Origin of the sequence: Kitasatospora indigofera, assembly GCF_014655955.1 — a bacterium.
GTDB lineage: Bacteria > Actinomycetota > Actinomycetes > Streptomycetales > Streptomycetaceae > Kitasatospora > Kitasatospora indigofera.
The window spans coordinates 13,639-30,771 of record NZ_BNBO01000012.1 but is presented as its reverse complement, the minus strand read 5'-3'; the positions used below and the strand labels follow the sequence as shown (position 1 = coordinate 30,771).

The 17,133-nt window shown below is 71.2% G+C and carries 12 protein-coding genes; 3 read left to right on the top strand and 9 right to left on the bottom strand.

The window, feature by feature from the left end; all coding sequences use genetic code 11:
* Positions 1–57 precede the first annotated feature (57 nt).
* Together IE329_RS13420 and IE329_RS13415 are read left to right on the top strand one after the other, a co-directional pair.
* Complete coding sequence (locus IE329_RS13420; RefSeq protein WP_190211074.1) at positions 58–888, top strand: aminotransferase class IV; 831 nt, start codon at positions 58–60, stop codon at positions 886–888.
* 209 nt (positions 889–1,097) lie between these two features.
* The gene (locus IE329_RS13415) at positions 1,098–1,622 is read left to right on the top strand and encodes a M4 family metallopeptidase (RefSeq protein ID WP_190211073.1); all 525 of its coding nucleotides are present in this window, start codon (positions 1,098–1,100) and stop codon (positions 1,620–1,622) included.
* Positions 1,623–2,043: 421 nt separating this feature from the next.
* Here the strand turns inward: IE329_RS13415 and IE329_RS13410 are convergent, their stop codons facing one another.
* The 9 genes from IE329_RS13410 to IE329_RS13370 all read right to left on the bottom strand — a co-directional run bounded on the left by IE329_RS13410 (position 2,044) and on the right by IE329_RS13370 (position 15,848).
* Entirely contained in the window at positions 2,044–4,950 is a 2,907-nt protein-coding gene (locus IE329_RS13410) for a helix-turn-helix transcriptional regulator (RefSeq protein WP_190211072.1), read from the bottom strand.
* Positions 4,951–5,322: 372 nt separating this feature from the next.
* Positions 5,323–8,202, bottom strand: a complete 2,880-nt coding sequence (locus IE329_RS13405) for an RICIN domain-containing protein (RefSeq protein WP_190211071.1) — start codon at positions 8,200–8,202, stop codon at positions 5,323–5,325.
* Between the two features lie 57 nt (positions 8,203–8,259).
* Positions 8,260–9,873 (bottom strand): beta-N-acetylhexosaminidase, encoded by a 1,614-nt coding sequence (locus IE329_RS13400; protein ID WP_190211070.1) that lies wholly within the window; start codon positions 9,871–9,873, stop codon positions 8,260–8,262.
* Between the two features lie 9 nt (positions 9,874–9,882).
* Entirely contained in the window at positions 9,883–10,740 is an 858-nt protein-coding gene (locus IE329_RS13395) for a carbohydrate ABC transporter permease (RefSeq protein WP_229927409.1), read from the bottom strand.
* The gene (locus IE329_RS13390; protein WP_190211069.1) at positions 10,737–11,693 is read right to left on the bottom strand and encodes a carbohydrate ABC transporter permease; all 957 of its coding nucleotides are present in this window, start codon (positions 11,691–11,693) and stop codon (positions 10,737–10,739) included. Before IE329_RS13390 ends, IE329_RS13395 begins: the two co-directional genes overlap by 4 nt.
* Before the next feature lie 125 nt (positions 11,694–11,818).
* Positions 11,819–13,147 (bottom strand): extracellular solute-binding protein, encoded by a 1,329-nt coding sequence (locus IE329_RS13385; RefSeq protein WP_190211068.1) that lies wholly within the window; start codon positions 13,145–13,147, stop codon positions 11,819–11,821.
* 158 nt (positions 13,148–13,305) lie between these two features.
* On the bottom strand, positions 13,306–14,502 hold the full coding sequence (locus tag IE329_RS13380; protein WP_229927408.1) for an ROK family transcriptional regulator: 1,197 nt from the start codon (positions 14,500–14,502) through the stop codon (positions 13,306–13,308).
* A gap of 269 nt (positions 14,503–14,771) precedes the next feature.
* Positions 14,772–15,095, bottom strand: a complete 324-nt coding sequence (locus tag IE329_RS13375) for a hypothetical protein (RefSeq protein ID WP_190211067.1) — start codon at positions 15,093–15,095, stop codon at positions 14,772–14,774.
* Positions 15,096–15,356: 261 nt separating this feature from the next.
* Positions 15,357–15,848 (bottom strand): ATP-binding protein, encoded by a 492-nt coding sequence (locus IE329_RS13370; RefSeq protein WP_190211066.1) that lies wholly within the window; start codon positions 15,846–15,848, stop codon positions 15,357–15,359.
* Positions 15,849–16,452: 604 nt separating this feature from the next.
* Between IE329_RS13370 and IE329_RS41480 the strand changes: the two genes are divergently transcribed.
* Positions 16,453–16,575, top strand: coding sequence for a hypothetical protein (locus IE329_RS41480; RefSeq protein WP_268257278.1), 123 nt, complete (start codon positions 16,453–16,455; stop codon positions 16,573–16,575).
* Positions 16,576–17,133 lie beyond the last annotated feature (558 nt).

Sequence of the window (17,133 nt, the reverse complement as noted above, 5' to 3'; positions counted from 1 at the left end):
CGCCCGCCGCCGGGCCCGTCCCGGGAGCCCGCCGGGGCGTCAAGTAGGCTCGTCCCCATGACTGTTGCTCCGCAGCTCAAGCTGGAGGCCGACGGCCTGGCCGTGACCGTGGACGACCTCGCGTACCTTGCCCTCGGCGGGTACGGGCACTTCACCGCCATGCAGGTACGCGGCGGCCGCACCCAAGGCCTGGACTTCCACCTGGCCCGGCTCGACGCCGCCACCCGGGAGTTCTACGGCGAGCCACTGGCCGGGGAGCGGGTCCGCGAACTGATCCGGCACGCGCTCGGCCAGGGCGCGGACGGCGCCGACGACGGCGACGACGGCGACGCGGTCCTGGACGCCTCGGTACGGGTCCACGTGTTCCGGCCCGAGGACGCCCCCGGCGCGCCCGTCCGGGTGCTGGTCGCCGTCCGGCCCCCGGGCGAGGCCCCCGCCGAGGTGCTGAGCCTGCGCGCGGTGGACTACCAGCGGCCCGTGGCGCACATCAAGCACAGCGGCGGCTTCGCCCAGACCTACTACCGGCAGGTCGCGGTGGCGGAGGGTTACGACGAGGCGCTGTTGGTGGGTCAGGGCGGCGTGATCGCCGAGGGTGCGATCACCAACGTCGGTTTCGTCGAGGGCGACACCGTGGTCTGGCCGGACGCTCCCGTGCTCCAGGGCATCGCGATGCAGGTGCTGGTACGTGAACTGGCCGCCGCCGGCGTGGAGTCCAAGCGCCGGCCGGTCTTCCTCAGCGACGTGGCGTCGTTCGACGGTGCCTTCCTCACCAACTCGCGCGGCTTCGCTGCAGTCGGCCGGATCGACACCGTGGACCTGCCGCTGGACGCACCCCTGCTGGCGACCGCCCGGCGGCTGCACCGAGAGGCGCCCTGGGACGAGATCTGACGGGCCCGCCCGGTTGGGGGAGCGGCCCGCCGGCGCTGCCGCCACTGCGCTGACCGGTGTGACGAGTTGGTCCGGGAACGGTCGCGCGGCCCGCCCGTGGCGGGCGCGGGTCGCGGGGGGTGGTGGTTGCCGGTCGCCGGTCTCGGTCGTGCGCGGCAGCGGCCGCGCTCGTCGTCTCAGCCGGAACACGGGGCACTCCTCGGGGATACGTGGTCTCCAACACCGACTATCCGGGCACCCGCACCGCCACCGTCAAGGCCGCCAAGGACCTCTACGGCGCCGGCAGCACCGAGTGCGCCACCGTGGAGAAGGCCTGGAGCGCCGTGGACGTCACCCCGACCGGCGTCACCTGCGGCGGCAGCACCCCGACGCCCACGCCGGGCGGAAACCTGCTGCTCAAACCCGGCTTCGCGTCCGGCTCCACCTCCTGGAACGCGACCTCCGGTGTCATCACCAACGGCGACGGCGCCACCCCGCACACCGGCTCCTCCTACGCCTGGCTGGACGGCTACGGCTCCTCCCACACCGACACCCTCTCCCAGGCGGTCGCCGTCCCGGCCACCGCCACCGCCCCCAAGCTGAGTTTCTGGGAGAAGATCACCACCCTGGAGACCGGCAGCACCGCGTACGACACCCTCAAGGTCCAGGTCGTCGACGGCACCACCACGACCACCCTGGCCACCTCTCCAACGCCGACGCCACGGCCGGCTACGTCCAGCGCACGCTCGACCTGACGGCCTTCAAGGGCAAGGCCGTCACGATCAAGTTCACCGGTACCGAGGACGCCAGCCTCAGAACCAGCTTCCTGATCGACGACACCGCCGTCACCACCGGCTGATCCACACCAACGACCGGCGGCCCGAGCGGTGGACTGCAAGCCCCGCTCGGGCCGTCCTCGCTGCCATGAGTGTCGTTGCCCGTGGCTCGAACCGTTTTCACGACACCGTCGCCGTGGACACTTCCCCCGCCGTCCAGCCCATCGTCCAGCAGCGGACCGGCGGCGGACGGATCGTGCTGAGTGGCTCCATCCGGATCGTCACCCCGTCCACCGACGAGGCCGCCAACGCCGCCGGCTTCGCCGAGGCAGCCCCGGGCTGCGCGGCGATCTGGCCGACTCCGCAGCTCAGCACGGACAGCTCGCCGTGGGGGTGGTCCTCAGGGATAGTCGACGGTGCTGTGGGGGCCGGGGATTTCGTCGCGGGTGGTGTGGAGCTTCTTCAGCGTCTTGGCGACGTGTTGCTCGACGGTGCGGGGCGAGAGGGAGAGGGCTTGGGCGATGTCCTTGTTGGAGGCGCCGGTGGCGAGGAGTCGGGCGACCTGGGTCTCGCGGGGGGAGAGCCGGTCGCCGTAGCCGCGGCGGCCACGCGGTGCCGGGCGGCCCAGGCCGAGTGCGCGCAGGTGCTGTTGGCAGCGGGCGGCGTCGGCGGTGGCACCGAGTGCGGTGAAGGCGGTGGCGGCGTGGGTGAGGTGGCGGGCGGCGGTGTCGAGGTCGGCAGGGGCGAGGGCGAGGGCGGTGAGTTCGAGGGCGAGGGAGGCGTAATAGGGGCGGCCCATGGCGGTGAGGATGCGGCGGGCACGGTCGAGGCATGCGGTGGCGCCGGCACCGTCGCCGTCGTACAGCAGGATCCGACCGCGGCCGTATGCGAGGACTGCGAGGAGAACAGGGGCGTCCTCACCCTCCAGAGCCTCTTCGGCCTCGGCGACGATGCCCCGCGCGGCCTCGGGATGACCGTCGGCGAGCGCAGCATTGACGGCAGCTGCGATGAAGAGGGAGGACTGCCCCCAGTCGGACGTGCCGCGCAGCTTCTCCAGGGCGGAACGCACCACGGCCCAGGCCTCCTGCGGCTGACCGCGGTGAATGTGGATGGTGCTGATGGCGGTCGCCGCACGCAGGGCGCAGTCGGCCTCCAGGGCCGTTTCCCCGAGGCGGGCGGCGTACCGGAGGTGCTCCAGGGCAAGCTCCCACTGCCCGCGGACCGCAGCCACGGCTCCACGGCCCAGGCAGGCCTCCATCAGGATGTCGGCGTTGTCGGGATAGCGCGCAAGCAGGGTCGTATGGTCCTCCTCCAGGTGTTCCCAGCGGCCTGCCATCCAGTCCAGCCGCAGCAGTTGGCTGGCACTGCAGGACTCGATGAGAGGAGCCGTGCCCAGCCGACGGGCGAGGTCGAGGCTCTCCCGCAGCAGGGCTTCCGCCTGGCGGTCGTGCCCGGTCGCGAGGGAGTAGTAGCCGACGTTGAAGAGGGCACGGGCGCTCTGGCGCAGGACTTCGGGATCCGTGTCATCGCGGGGCAGCCGCTCGGCGAGGTCCCGGACGGCCATGTCGTTGGCCCTGGCCATCAGCGTGAGACGGGTGGCGTGGACGGCGGCGCGCGCGCCACGGTTGGGGCTGTCGTGGACGGCGTCCTCGGCGCGCGCCATCCACGCCTGCACCTCCCGCGGGGGCCGGCTCGGGTTCACGGCGAGGGCGACCATCGCGCGGGCGGCCACGTCGGGCCGGGCGGCCAGTTCCTCGATCGCCCGCTCCAGTTCGCGTTCGCCGCCCGCCGTGTCGCCTCCCTGGTTGACCATGAGCAGGCCGAGAGCGAGGCGGATCTCGCCGCGTGCGGCAGCCGGCAGGTGGGAAGCGGCGAGAATGCGGCGCAGCGCGGTGGCGCCGGTGGTGTGGTCGACACCGTTGACGGCGATCCGGGACAGCGCCAGGGCGGCGCGGGTACGCAGGTCACCCTCCAGGCGGGGTAGGGCGAGGATCTCGTGGATGAGGGTGGCGGCCGTGCCGTCGTCGCCGAGGGTGATGGCCTGGTCGGCAGCGGCTTCCGCCTGACGCAGCCAGGCCGCGGTGTCGCCGAGGGCGCGGGTGTGATGGGCGATCTGGACGAGGGGAGGCGAGGGGGCGGAGGAGAGTGCCCGGACGGCTTGACGGTGCAGATCGAGGCGGCGGGGGCCGAGGATGCCTCGGTGGACGGCCTGTTGGGCGAGTGCGTGGCGGAAGGTGTAGTGACCAGCGGTGCCTTCGCGGAGGACGGTGGCCCGCAGGGCTTCGGTGAGCGCCGCGTCGGCGCGGTCGGGGTCGATGCGGGCGACAACGGTGAGCAGGTGCTGGTCGGCGGGTACGGCGAGGACGGCGGCGGCTTCCACCAGGGCGACTGCGGAGTCGGACAAGGTTGCCATGCGCGAGGCCACCGCTTCGCGCAGTCCTCGGGGGACCTCCGCTTCCGCCAGCACTGCCACGTCGTCCGCCGGAGGGCCGTGATTGAGGTGGCGGGGGCGGGGGCGCGGCTGAGCGGTGAGGGTGAGCAGGTCCTCTTCCACGACGAGGGGCAGGCCCGCGCTGCGTTCGAAAAGGGTCCGGCTCAGGGCCGTGCTCACGCGTGGGCCGAGCACGGCGGCGGCGAGATCGTGCACCTCGTTCTCGGTGAGGGGGCCGAGGTGGATGTCCGCGCCGCCGGTCCCCGGCGGGCGGCGGTAGGGAACTCCGAGCACGGGGGTGTCGTCGGAGAGGTCCTCTCCGCGGTAGGTGAGCACCAGGCCGAGCCGTTTGGGGAGGTCACGGGCGAGGAGCAGGAGCAGCTCGCGGGTGGCTTCGTCCGCCCAGTGCAGGTCTTCCAGCACCAGGACCAGTGGACCCACGGCGTCGAGCACGGAGCGCACCGCGCCCATCAGCTGGAAGCGTCCGGCGCGTACGTCCTGCAGCTGCGCCGTGGCGGGGGGCAACCGGTGGGCGAGCGCGGGCAGCAGCGGCGCCAGTGCGCCGGCCTGCGGGTTGAGGCGCTCGGGAGGGGGCAGCCAGTCGGTGGTGTCGCTCAGGGCGTCCAGGACCGGGCCGAACGGCAGCGGTTCACGCAGCGGGTGACACATGCCGGTGACCACGCGCACCCCGCGCCTGGTCAGGGCCAGGGTGGCTTCGTGGATCAGGCGGGACTTGCCCACTCCGGGCTCGCCCTCCACCAGCACCACGGCCGGCGGGATCTCCAGCGCAGTGAGCAGGAGATCCAGTTCCCGGCGTCGGCCGACCCAGGCGAAACCTCGCCCCGTAGCGGCGTCGGAACGACGGTCTACTGCCACAGCCGGCCTCCAAGCGGCACAGCCTTTGGCTTGCGCCCCTCTGGATCCCAACGTAGTCGCCGCCGGCTTCCCTGCCAATGTGCGGATGAGGTGACTCGGGGCGGGGGCCGGGCTCGGGTGCGGTGCGACCAGGCTGATCCCGGGCGCCGGTTTCTGTCGGAGGTGTTGGTTATGGGGGTGAGGAGGCTGGTCTGGGTGAACGGCGAACTCCGGTGGTTTGGGGCCTCCTGTGAGGGCGCCCCGAACCACCGGAGCCGTTGTGCGGGTGTGGCGGGCCGGGCGGACGGCTCGGGTCTGCGGCCTACGTGATCACTTGTTCATCCCGGGCTTGCAGGAACCGCCCCGTCGGGCCACGGGGGCGCTCCGGTATCCCTACCAGCTGTACACCTGGAAGGACCAGAGCGAGTAGCCGTAGCCGGTACCGCGGGTGGTGCCGTTCATCCGGATGTAGCGGCCGGAGCCGGCGAGGCCGGTGAGGTTGTCGGTGCCGCCGTCGCCGGTGGTGGTGGTGTAGACGGTGGTCCAGGTGGTTCCGTCGTTGGAGGTCTGGATCTGGTAGGCCTTTCCGTAGGCGGTCTCCCAGGTCAGCTTGACCGCCTTGATCGGCTGGGTGGTGCCGAGGTCGATCTGCAGCCACTGCGGGTCGGAGTTGGCGCTGGCCCAGCGGGTGCCGGGGTTGCCGTCGGTGGCCTTGTCGGCGGTGAGGCTGGTGTTGTTGCCCTCGACGGAGGAGGCGGTGGTCGGCCGGCCCTGGGCCCGGTCGGTTGTGGTGACCTCCAAGGTGAAGGTGGAGGCGCCGGAGGCGCCGGTGGTGTCGGTGGCGGTGACGGTGACCGAGGTGGTGGTCATGGAGGCGGGGGTGCCGCTGATCTGGCCGGTGGTGGAGTTGATGCTCAGGCCGGCGGGCAGGTCGTAGGCGGCGTAGGTGAGGGTCTGGCCGGTGGCGGAGTCGGTGGCGCTGACCTGGAACGGGGTGATGGCGGTGCCGGGCGCCGCGCTCTTGTCGCCGGGCTTGGTGACGGTGACGGTGTTGGCGGCGGTGGCGTTGGTGCCGCCGACGGCGGTCAGGGTGAGGGTCTGGGCGTTGGCGGGGCGGGTGTCGGGGCCGGTTCCGGCGTTGTCCCAGTTCCGCTGGGGGGAGGTCAGGACGGACTGGGTGCCCTGGTTGGTGAGGCTGAGGGCGAGGCCGCTGTAGCGGTTGACGAGCCGGACGGCGCCGGTGGGGGTGGAGGCGCCGCTGGGGTTGGGCGTGGTGCGGGTGGCTTGGATCGACCACTGCTGGCCGATGCCGGCGGGGGTGCTGAGGGAGCCGAGACTGACGGCGGCGCCCCAGGCGCGGCCGGCGTTGCCGGTGCCGACGCCCAGTGCCTGGCCGGAGGCGGCGTTGGTGATGGTGTAGAAGCCGTCACCGGTGGCGGTGAACTTCCACTGCTGGGAGGAGGCGGTGCCGCTGGTCGCCAGGCTGCTGCCGCTCTGGTCGAGGTAGCGGCCGTTGCCGGCGGCGATCTGGTAGGTCCGGCCGGTGTCCACCGGGGACGGCAGGTCGGCGCTGCTGCGGGGCCGGAGCGTGATCTCCCGCGAGCTGCTCCCGCAGAAGAAGGTGCAGTAGGAGCGGAAGGTCTTGCCGAGGACGGTGTTGTCGGTCTTGTTGCCGGAGTCGACCAGCCACCGGTACCAGGAGCCGTTCTCGGTGCCGGCCACCAGGCCCATGTCGGTCCACTTCTGGGTGGCCAGGTCGTCGGTGGAGTAGAAGTGCAACGGGGTGCCGACGTTGGTGTTCTGGGCGACGTTGTTCTGCGGGGTTCCGATGTACTTGCCCAGGTAGGCGTTCCAGGCGATGTTCATCACCGCGAGCTGCGAGTTGTCCGGCAGGGTGCCGGCCTTGACCTGCTCGGTGGTCCCCTCGGTGGTGGCCGGCTTGTAGTCGTCACCCGACGGGATGTAGCCGAGTCCGCCGCCGTCCGCGGGGATGATGTCGCTCTCGGCTCCGCCTACGCCCGGGGTCTGCCAGGCGCCGTTGTACCACTTCTTCCAGGAGGACGCCGCCATCTTCCCCGAGATCGGGGCACGGGCGACGTGCTGCTCCCAGATGGCGCCGCCGGCAGCACCGGGCTTGCTGAGGACACGGGTGGCGTGGAAGACGTAGAAGTAGCCGGAGGCGTAGTCGACGAACAGGCGCTGGTCGCCGTCGCCGTAGTAGTAGGTCTGGTTCGGGAACGCCGCGGTGTCGCCCCGGGTGGTGCTGTAGGGCGAGGTGAGGGCGTGTTCCTGGATGGTCCAGGTGGCGCCGTGGTCCTTGGAGACGGCGTTGTCGATGGCGTCGAAGTGGAGGTTGTCGCCGAAGGGCTCGCCGGTGAACTCGTTGTGGATCAGGCCGTACCACCAGCCGGTGTCGGGGTCGACCCAGACACCGACCAGGTCGCAGTAGTTGGGCTGGGAGTAGGTGGTGCCCGGCGCGGTGGGGGTGGCGTTCAGACCGGTGGGGCTGTTGTTGCACCGCCAGGTGGTGTCGTTGTTCTGGTCCAGGGCGTTGTTCGGGTTGACGGCGTTGCTGATGGGGTCGAGCGTGGCGCTGTCGTAGTTCGCGCCCGAGTAGAACCTCCAGTACCGGAGGTCGTTGCCGTACCCCGCCAAGGCGTTCTGGACGTAGAACTTCCCGTCGGCGTCGGTGTAGCCCGAGCTCGGGGAGTCGGTGCCCTGGTTGAAGGAGAGACTGTTGCCCGCGGTGAGGAAGACACCGGGCTGGGGGGCGGCGGCGGAGCCCCACTTCTGGGTGCTCTGCGCGGGGTCGCAGGAGGCCAGGCCGATCCGGGCGTTGTTGACGACGGCCCCCTGGACGGCGAGGCACTTGCCGGACTTGGCGCTGTAGATGGTGCCGTCGGGCAGGTACTTGAACCTCTGCTGGGGCGCGCCGGCGTTGCAGTCGTAGAGCTGGACGAGCGCGCCGGTGGCGTTGGAGCCGCCGGCGACGTCCAGGCACTTGGTGGTGCCACCGACGGTGACGGTGAGGCTGCCGTTGTCCTGCCAGGTCCAGTTCTGCGCGCCGGCGCCGTTGCAGTCGTAGAGCTGGACGGTCGCGCCGTTGGCGGTGTTGAAGTTGGCGTCGTCCAGGCACTTGCCGCCGATGGTGACGGTGCCGGGGGCGCCGGCCGCGGTGGCGGCGGGGGTGACGGTCACGGCCGCGGCCGCGGCCACCGCGAGGGAGAGGGCGGCGGCGAGGCCGGCCCGTCCCGCGGTCATTCTTCGGTACATGACGTTCTCCGTACCTTGTGGGGGTGGATGGTGCGCTGAGCGCCGTGGGGGGTGCGCTCAGACCTTGATGTGGGCGACCAGTTGGTCGATGAAGGAGGCCCACTCAAGCCTGGTGGAGGGCTTGCCCTCGATGCCGGGCCGGGTCTGCCAGGGCAGCGGGCCGGTCTCGCGGCGGTATTCGACGCCGATCGCCTCCAGCCGGGGCAGGTGCGTGGCGAGGCGGGTGCGGAAGTCGTCGAAGTCGCGTTCGCCGGTGCTCCAGAGCGCTTCCGCGATGGCGCACAGCCGCGGGAAGGCGTAGTAGTCGACGGTGCGGGGGTTGTCCATGTGTTCGGTCCAGATGTTGGCCTGGCCGCCGAGGACGTGTGCCGCCTCGTGCGGGGAAAGACCGGAGGGGACGGGCTCGAAGCCGTAGGCGTCCTGGAGGGTCAGCGGGACGGCGAAGGGGATCGGCTCGTCGGGGTGCTCGGACTGGCGGTAGTCGAGGTAGACCTGGTCGTCCGGGCACGAGACGACGTCGTGGCCCCTGCGGGCGGCGGTCCGTGCCCCGGTCATGCCGCGCCAGGAGGCGACGGCCGTGCCGGGCGGGACCGGCCCCTCCAGGAGGTCGTCCCAGCCGAACACGCGGCGCCCGCGGGTGGCGAGGTGCTCTCCGAGCCGGCCGATGAACCAGGACTGCAGCGCGTTCTCGTCCGTCATTCCCCGCTGCCGCATCAGTTCCTGGGTGCGGGGGTCGGCGCGCCACTGGTCCTTGGGGCACTCGTCGCCGCCGATGCCGATGAACCGGCTGGGGAAGAGGTCGGTGATCTCGTCGAGGACGTCGCAGTAGAACGCGACCGTGCTCTCCTCGGTGTTGAGGACGTTCGGGTTGACGCCCCACCGGGTGTGGACGGCCAGCACCTCGCCGCCGACGCCGAGCGCCGGGTAGGCGGCGATGGCCGCCTGCGAGTGCCCGGGGACGTCGATCTCCGGCACCACGGTGACGTGCCGGTCGGCGGCGTAGGCGACGATCTCGCGGATGTCCTCCTGGGTGTAGAAGCCGCCGTGCGGCCGGCCGTCGCCCGGGGCGTCCTGCGGCACGCCGACCTGGGACTCCCTGCGCCAGGAGCCGACCTCGGTCAGCCGCGGGTGGCGGCGGATCTCCACCCGCCAGCCCTGGTCGTCCGTCAGGTGCAGGTGCAGGACGTTCAGCCGGTGCATGGCCATCAGGTCGACGAACCGCAGCAGATCGTGCTTGGGCATGAAGTGCCGCGCCACGTCGAGCATCGTGCCGCGCCATCGGAACCTCGGCGCGTCCTGGACCGTCACGGCCGGCACCGCCCACCGCTGCCCGGAGGCCCGGGCGCGGCGGTGGACCGCCGGCGGCAGCAGTTGGAGCAGGGCCTGGCAGCCGTAGAAGACCCCCGCCTGCGAGCCGCCCTCGATGAGCACGCACTCGGCGGTGACGGTCAGGTGGTACGCCTCGTGCCCGAGGTCCGGGCGGAGCCCCAGGCGGATCGGCCGCCTGGCGACGGGGCTGATCGGGACGGGAAGGCCGGTGGCGGGACGCAGCACGGACTGGAGCCACAGCGCGGTGGAAGTGAGGTGACTGCCGGCGGCGATGGCGGTGGAGACATCGAGAAGGAACTCGCCTTCGCCGGTCTGGAGCGAGGCGGGGCGGGGCAGCAGCATGGGGTGGGGTCAGCCTTTCACGGCGCCGGCGGAGACGCCGGAGACGAGCTTGCGCTGGATGATCAGGAAGAAGACGACGACCGGGAGCGAGAAGATGACGGAGCCGGCCATCTGGCCGCCGAAGTCGGTGCCGGTGATCGGGGTGCTGAAGGAGGCGAGCCACACCGGGAGGGTGTACTGGTCCTGGTCCTTCATGAAGGTGTAGGCCACCAGGTAGTCGTTCCAGGCCGCGATGAAGGCGAAGATGCTGGAGGCGACCATGCCCGGGGCGACGAGCGGGAAAAGGATCTTGTACAGGATCTGCCAGGTGGAGGCGCCGTCGATGCGGGCGGCCTCCTCGATCTCCACCGGGACGGCGATGAAGAAGCCCCGCATCACCCAGATGGAGAAGGGCAGGACGACGGCGACGTAGGCCAGGATCAGGCCCGCGTAGGTGCCCAGCAGCCCGACCCGGTTGAACACCAGGAAGGTCGGGATCAGCAGGGCGGAGCCGGGCAGCATCTGGACGATCAGGATCGCCACCATGATGGCGCGCCTGCCCCGGAACCTGAACCTGGAGAGTGCGGCGGCCGCGAACATCCCCAGCACGACGGCCAACAGGACGGTGCCGCCCACGACGATCAGGCTGTTCCACAACGTGCGGTAGAACGTGGTCTGGTTGATCGCCGCGTCGAAGTTCGACAGGGTCGGGGACTTGGGAAGGAACAGCGGGGTGGAGGTCATCGCCTCGGAGCGGGGCTTGAAGGCGGTGTTGACCATCCAGTAGACGGGGAAGACCCACACGAGGCAGAACGCGACGGCGATCGCATTGGCGAGCGCGCCGCCCTTGGGATTGCCGGCCCGGCTGCGGCGAAGGCGGTTGTTCACAGGTCCTCCCCGGAGCGCAGCAGGTTGCGGATGTAGAGGGCGGTGACCGCCACGAGGATGGCGGTGGTGATGACCGACAGGGCGGCGCCCTGGCCGATCCTGAAGGCGACGAACGCGGTCCGGTAGGCGAAGATCCCGAGGGTGGTGGTCGCGGAGTCGGGGCCGCCGGCGGAGACGAGCCAGATCTGGTTGAAGACGTTGAAGTCCCAGATCACTGACAGGAGTGCGACCAGCATCAGGGTGGGGCGCAGGAAGGGCAGGGTGACGGACCACCAGACCCGGAACTCGCCGGCGCCGTCGAGGCGGGCGGCCTCCTGCAGTTCCAGGGGTAGCTGGGTCAGCGCGGCGTACAGGGTGAGGGCGATGAAGGGGACGGCCTGCCAGACGATCAGCAGCCAGATCGACAGGTACGCCAGGAACGGGTCGTTGGCCCAGTCGGTGTTGGTCATGTCGCCGAACACGCCGGCTTGGGTGAGCAGCCAGTTGACGACGCCGTAGCCGGGCTGGAAGAGCCACTTCCAGACCAGGGAGGACGCCACGGTCGGCATCGCCCAGGCGAGGATCAGAACGATCGTCACGGTCAGGCGCATCGCGGTGGCGAGGCGGGTGAGGAGTTGGGCGACGGCGGTGCCCACCGCGATGCTGCCGGCCACCATGGCGGCGGTGAACAGGACGCTGCGCAGCAGGGCCTGCCAGAACTGCGGGTCGTCGAACAGTGCGGTGTACTGCCGCAGGCCGACCTGGTGGTAGGTGCCGGTGAACAGGGAGCGCTGACTGTAGTCGGTGAAGGAGGTGTAGATCAGGAAGACGATCGGGGCGGCGGTGACGGTGAGCATCACCAGGCCCGCGGGGGACAGCAGCCACCACGGGGCCCACGAGGGGCGACGGCGGGACGGGGCGTGCGGGCGGAGCCTGCTGGTGCGGCTCGTGCCTGCCAGGGGTTGGGTCGTCATGGGTGTTCTCTTGTCCGGTCGGCGTAGGGCGTGCCTCACGGGTCGCGTCGTGCGCCCGGCGGGAACGGTGAGCCACGCCCTAGGGCGGGAGGGGCGCCCCGGGATCGTCGGGGCGCCCGGGGGCACTACTGACCGGCGTTCAGCGCCTTGGTCGCCGTGGCGTCGAAGGCACTCGCGGCGTCCTTGGTGCTCTTGCTTCCGGAGGCGACCGCCGCGAAGAGGTTGTTGATGTCCTTGTTGGCCTCGATCTGGGCCCAGTTGGCGTTGGCGGGGGTGGCCTTGGAGCTGAGGGCGGCGTCGAAGAAGCCCTTCTTCAGCTCGCCGACCGAGGCCATGGCGGCCTTGATGCCTTCGAGGCTGTTGGGGATGAAGCCTTCGTGGCCGACGACCCACTTGCCCTGGATGTCCGGGCCGGCGGCGATCTTCGTCCACTGCAGGGCGAGGTCGGGGTTGGCGCTGCGGGCGGCGATGCCCCAGTCGGAGCCGCCGAGCATGACGGGCTGGGCCTTGCCGGACTTGCCGGGCAGCGGGAAGGTGCCGAGGTCGGAGTCGGTGAGGTTGGGGTTGGCCTTCTGGATGCGTCCGATGAACCCGCTGGTGGCGATGATCGCGGAGGCCTTGCCGTCGGCGAAGACCTGGACCTGGTCGGGGGTGGTGGTGTCGACGGTCCGCGAGGCGGCGGTGGAGAACTGGTTCTGGAAGGCCTTGAAGTCGGCGAGGCCGGCCTGTGCCGCGTCGGCACCGAAGCCCGCGGTCCACTTCGACCCCGCCTCGGCGGCTATGTCGCCGCCCGCGTCCCAGATGAACTGCATGCCCGCGTACCAGTTCTGGCCGGGGAGGTAGAGCGGGGAGAAGTCGGTGCCGGGGTTGGCGGCCTTGACCTTGGCGAGGTCGTCGGTCAGCTCGGTGAAGGTGGTCGGGGCCTTGTCGACGCCGGCCTTGGCCCACATGGTCTTGTTGTAGATCACCGCGCGGGCGCCGGCGAAGCCGGGGACGGCGTAGAGCTTGCCGTCGACGGTCGCGGGGGCGACCAGGCCCGACAGCCAGGTCTGACCCTGCCTCAGGTCGGCACCGTAGGGGGTGAGGTCCTTGAGGCCGCCGTTGGCGGCGAAGCTGGCGACCTGGGTGTTGCCGAGGTCCAGCACGTCCGGCGGGTTCGAGGTGGCCAGCGCGGTGGTGACCTTGGTGGTGATTCCGTCCCAGGCCTGGACCTGGACGTCGACCTTGGCGCCGGTCTGCTGGGTGAACGCGTCGTTGATCGCCTGGAGCGACGGCTCCGAGTAGTCGCCGTCCATCACCCAGACGGTGAGGGTTTTGCCTTCGCCCTTCGCGGTGGCGACGGGTTGCGGCGTGGTGGCCGCGGAGGGCGCCGTGCCGGCGGCCGAGCAGGCGCTGAGTGCGACGGCGACGGCCAGGGCGAGGACGGTGGCGGCACCGCTTGATCTGTGGTTCATGGGTTTTCCTAGCAGTATGTCCGGCAGGTAGGATCACCGAACTGTTGGGTAGTACTCACGGGTTTCTGGGTCGAGCCGGCGATTCGCGGTTGCAGCCGCGGTGCCGCCGGGTGATCTCGACCCAGAGATCTGTTGGCCGGTCGGGGATCGGCCGGGGCTCAGAGGACGCCGAGTTCGCCGGCGAGCACCAAACAGGCCCCGCCGAGCAGGATCAGGTCGTCGTCCCCGGCCAGTGAACGGATCTTCAGCGAGGCGCCGATCGGGGCGAGCGTGCGCGCCTGCACCGTCTCGACGGCTGCGCGCAGTAACGGGCCGTCGATCAGGTCGGCGGGCCCGGTCAGAACGATCTCGTTCAGGTTGAGCGCGCAGGCGATCGGGGCGAGTGCCGTGCCCAGGGCCTGGCCGGCGTCGGCCAGGATCGCGTCGTGCCCCGAGTCCGCAGTGGCCGCCAGGCGTGCTCGCAGATGCCCGGCGTCGATCATCGGGTCCAGGCAGCCCCGGCGCCCGCAGACGCACGGCTCGCCGTCGACGTCGACCGTGAGGTGTCCGATCTCGCCGGCCGCGAACTGCTCCCCGGCCACCAGCTCGCCGCCGACCACCAGTCCGGCACCGACACCGTGCTCGGTGGCGATCACCATCAGGTTCTGCGCCTCGGTGCCGCGGAAGTGCAGCACGGCCAGGGCTGCCGCGTTGACGTCGTTGCCGACGTAGGCCGGGACCCCGAAGTCCTCGGTGAGCTGACGGGCCATCGGCAGGTCGTGCCACTCCAGGTGGGCGGCCTGCCGGATGACGCCTGTGTCGTCGACGATGCCGGGCGAGCCGACGCCGATCCCCAGCACCCGGCGGGGAGCACGCCCCAGCAGGTCGGCGACCAGCTGGTTCACCAGGTCGCGGGCGGCCTCGCCGAGCGCGGTGCCGATGGCGACCTGCGACCGTTCGACGATCTCACCGCGCAGGTTCGTCACCGCCCCCCGGAAGTACTCACCGGGCGACAGGTCGAGCACCACCAGGTTCACCGCGTCGTCCTGGATCTCCACCAGCATCGAGGGCTTCCCCCGGCGCCGGCCGCCTTCCTGGCGGGGCTCGACGTCCGCGACCAGGCCGTCGGACTCCAGATCGGCCACCAGCGCGGAGACCGTCGGCGCGGTCAGGCTCGACACCCGCGACAGGTCCGCGCGGCTCATCGCACCCTCGCGGTAGAGCGTCGCCAGGAGGAGAGAACGGTTGTGGACCCGGTTGTCCTGGGTCTGCGCCTTGGTCCGCCCCGCCCGCCGACGTGGGGCCGGCGGCGCATCGAACAGGCCTCGCGGCGGGCGGCGGCCCGGGGCCGCTGCGGGGCGGAGGGGATCACTCACGGCGTCTCACTCTCTCCGGCTCGGTCGTCCGCCGTAGTTTCTTAGACGGTTTTACTTAAGATGTTTTAAATAATCACCACCTGCCCCAACTCCTGTCAAGGGCACGAAACTCGGCCGATGTAACGATTCCGCACGCCTCGCCGGGGGTTGCATCGAATCCTGGGAGGGGGAGGAGCTGCGCAGGTGGGGCCGCAGCCCGGTCCGCCTGCCCGACGACGCCTCTCGGTCACCGCCCCGCCGTTGCCACAACCGCCTTTCAAGCCCGACACCTACTCGGTGTGCTCGTCGGGCAGGTTGAGCCGAAGGCGCCAGGCCGTGGCGAGCGGCGTGGGCAGGATCAGGATGCGGCGGCACCCGGCGGCCATGAGCACCCTGTAGGCCAGACGGACGCGGTGGTCCTCGCTGGAGAAGACCCATGGCCCCGGTATCAGCAGCACCCGGTGCGAGCCGTCCATCACCGCGTGGACGAGCGCCTCGAACTGAGGCCGGGGCCGCGGGCCGCGGGCGGCCGGGAGGTCGTCGAGGTAGAGCGCCGGTGCGGGCAGGCCCAGTCGGGCGGCGAAGCGCCGGAAGGTCTCACGGTGGACCTCCACCGGCGACGCCGGACCGGGCGAAGGGCAGCGGCGCAGGTATGCCGCGGGCTGCAGAGGGATGGACGTGTCAGACATGTGCGGATGCATCTGTAGTGCCTCCGGAGAGCTCGACGAAGGATCGCCTGCCGACACGGGGGCCGCCGTTTGCCCGCCCCGGGACAGCGGGGCTCCCCCGTGACCTGGCTCGGCGATGCGGGACCCCACGTCGACCGACACGGGCCACCGCGCGTCCGAACGATCCCGCGACATCCGGCGGGTCGTTCACAGGTGGGCCCAGTAGGCGGTGCCGTGGGGTGCGGTGCGGTGGCCGTGTGCGGTGGCCAGCCGGGCGATGATGGCGTGGCCGCGGCCGTGTTCATCGGGTGCGCGGCCGGTGGTCCGGGTGCCGTCCCGGGTGGTGGGGCCGCCGTCGTCGACCTGGATATGGAGGGCGTCGCCGGGGGTCGCGTGGTCGAGGTGGAGGGTGATCGGGGGGAGGGCGTGTTCGACGGCATTGGTGACGAGTTCGGAGACGACGAGCAGGGCCTGGTCGATGGTGTCTTCGTCGAAGCCCCAGGTGCCGAGCACATCGCGGGTGATGCTTCGGGCGGCGCCCGCCGATGTGGGGTGGTGGGCGAGTGACCACACGGTGTCGGTCCGGTCGCCGGCCGGCTCGTCGCCGGCGCGGGAATCCGGACGGCCGCCCGCAGGATCTGCCGTGCGGCCTGCAGGCTCGGTCGGCGTTCTGCCGGGAAGGGTGGCGACGGCGTCCATGAAGGCTCTCCTCTACCGACACGCTGGTCGGAATAGTCCGCTCCGTCCCCCTCGCTCCCGTCCATGAGGCCTGTGAACGAAGATCGACCGATCGCGTCAGCAGTCACAGCCAGGTAACGGAAGGCTCCGGAGGCACGGGCTCGATAGTGGAAGACCAGGTGGTCGATGGGTGGAGCCGTAGGTACGGCCCGGGTGCTGCAACGCTCTGTTCTGTGACGTCAGCCGAGGGTTGCCAGGTGGGGACATGGTCGCTGCCAGGTTGCCGGCACCGTCGCGCGGAACCTCGAGTGAACTCGTGTGGTCGATGCCACTGCAGAGCGGCCGGGATGCCTGGGCCTGCGAGGTTCTCCAGCCGCCGTCGCCCGACGCATCCGGCCCCACCGCTGTCGCGGTGGGGCCGGGGTTGGTTGATCGAATGCTGACCGGCCGGCCCGGCTGCCGTAGATGCTGACTCCGTCGAGGGTGGCGTACCCGGCCGGAGAGCTTGGTCGCCACGAGGGTTGGCTGCCCGGGGAGAGGAGGCCGCGGAGCCGTACAGGGCGACGTTGGCGTGCCGGGGACCGTCTGTGGGCACGTGTTGACGGGCTGCTGCGCTCCTCCGTCGATGCCGACGCCGATGTTCCCCCGGTTGGTGGACCGCTCGCCGCGAGCCTGGATCCCCGCGCCGGTGAAGGTGAAGGAGGCGGTCGAGCCGTTCGCCGTCGCGTGGTGGATGTCGTTCTGGTAGTCGCCGTAACCGCGATTCCCGGAGTGGGCGAAGTTGGCGGACGTGATCGCGGTGTTGGTGTCGTCGACCCCGAGGGAGATCACCGCCGCCCTGGCCGCCGCCCCCTGACCCGAGCCGGCAGCCGGATCCCCCGGCCGGTCCACGGCCGCCGTCTTCACCCGCGACTCGGCGCGCTGAGCCGTGCATTCGGCGTCGCGGCCGCTCCAGGAGGTCGGCCGCAGAGTCGGCGATGCGCTTCTCCTGCCTCGCAAGGACCGGCTGCCCATCCTGTCCGTCGAACTCGTCCCGGTCGGACCGCCGCCACCGCCCCGCAGCGTCTCGGCCCCGACCCGGAGGAGATGCAGACCTGCTCCGAGACGGCCCGGCACACCGTGGACAAGGAAGTCGCCAGGCTGCTCGGGCAGCCGGACCCGGTCGGTCTGGTGCACGGCCACCGCGAACAAGTCTTCCCGGCGGTCGGGCGACAACCTGGAGCCGTGAGGACGTGGGCCCGCTCGCCACGAGCCATTGATTCACCTGCGCCCCCAGCGTGCCGGTGCCGGGATCCACATGACTGGA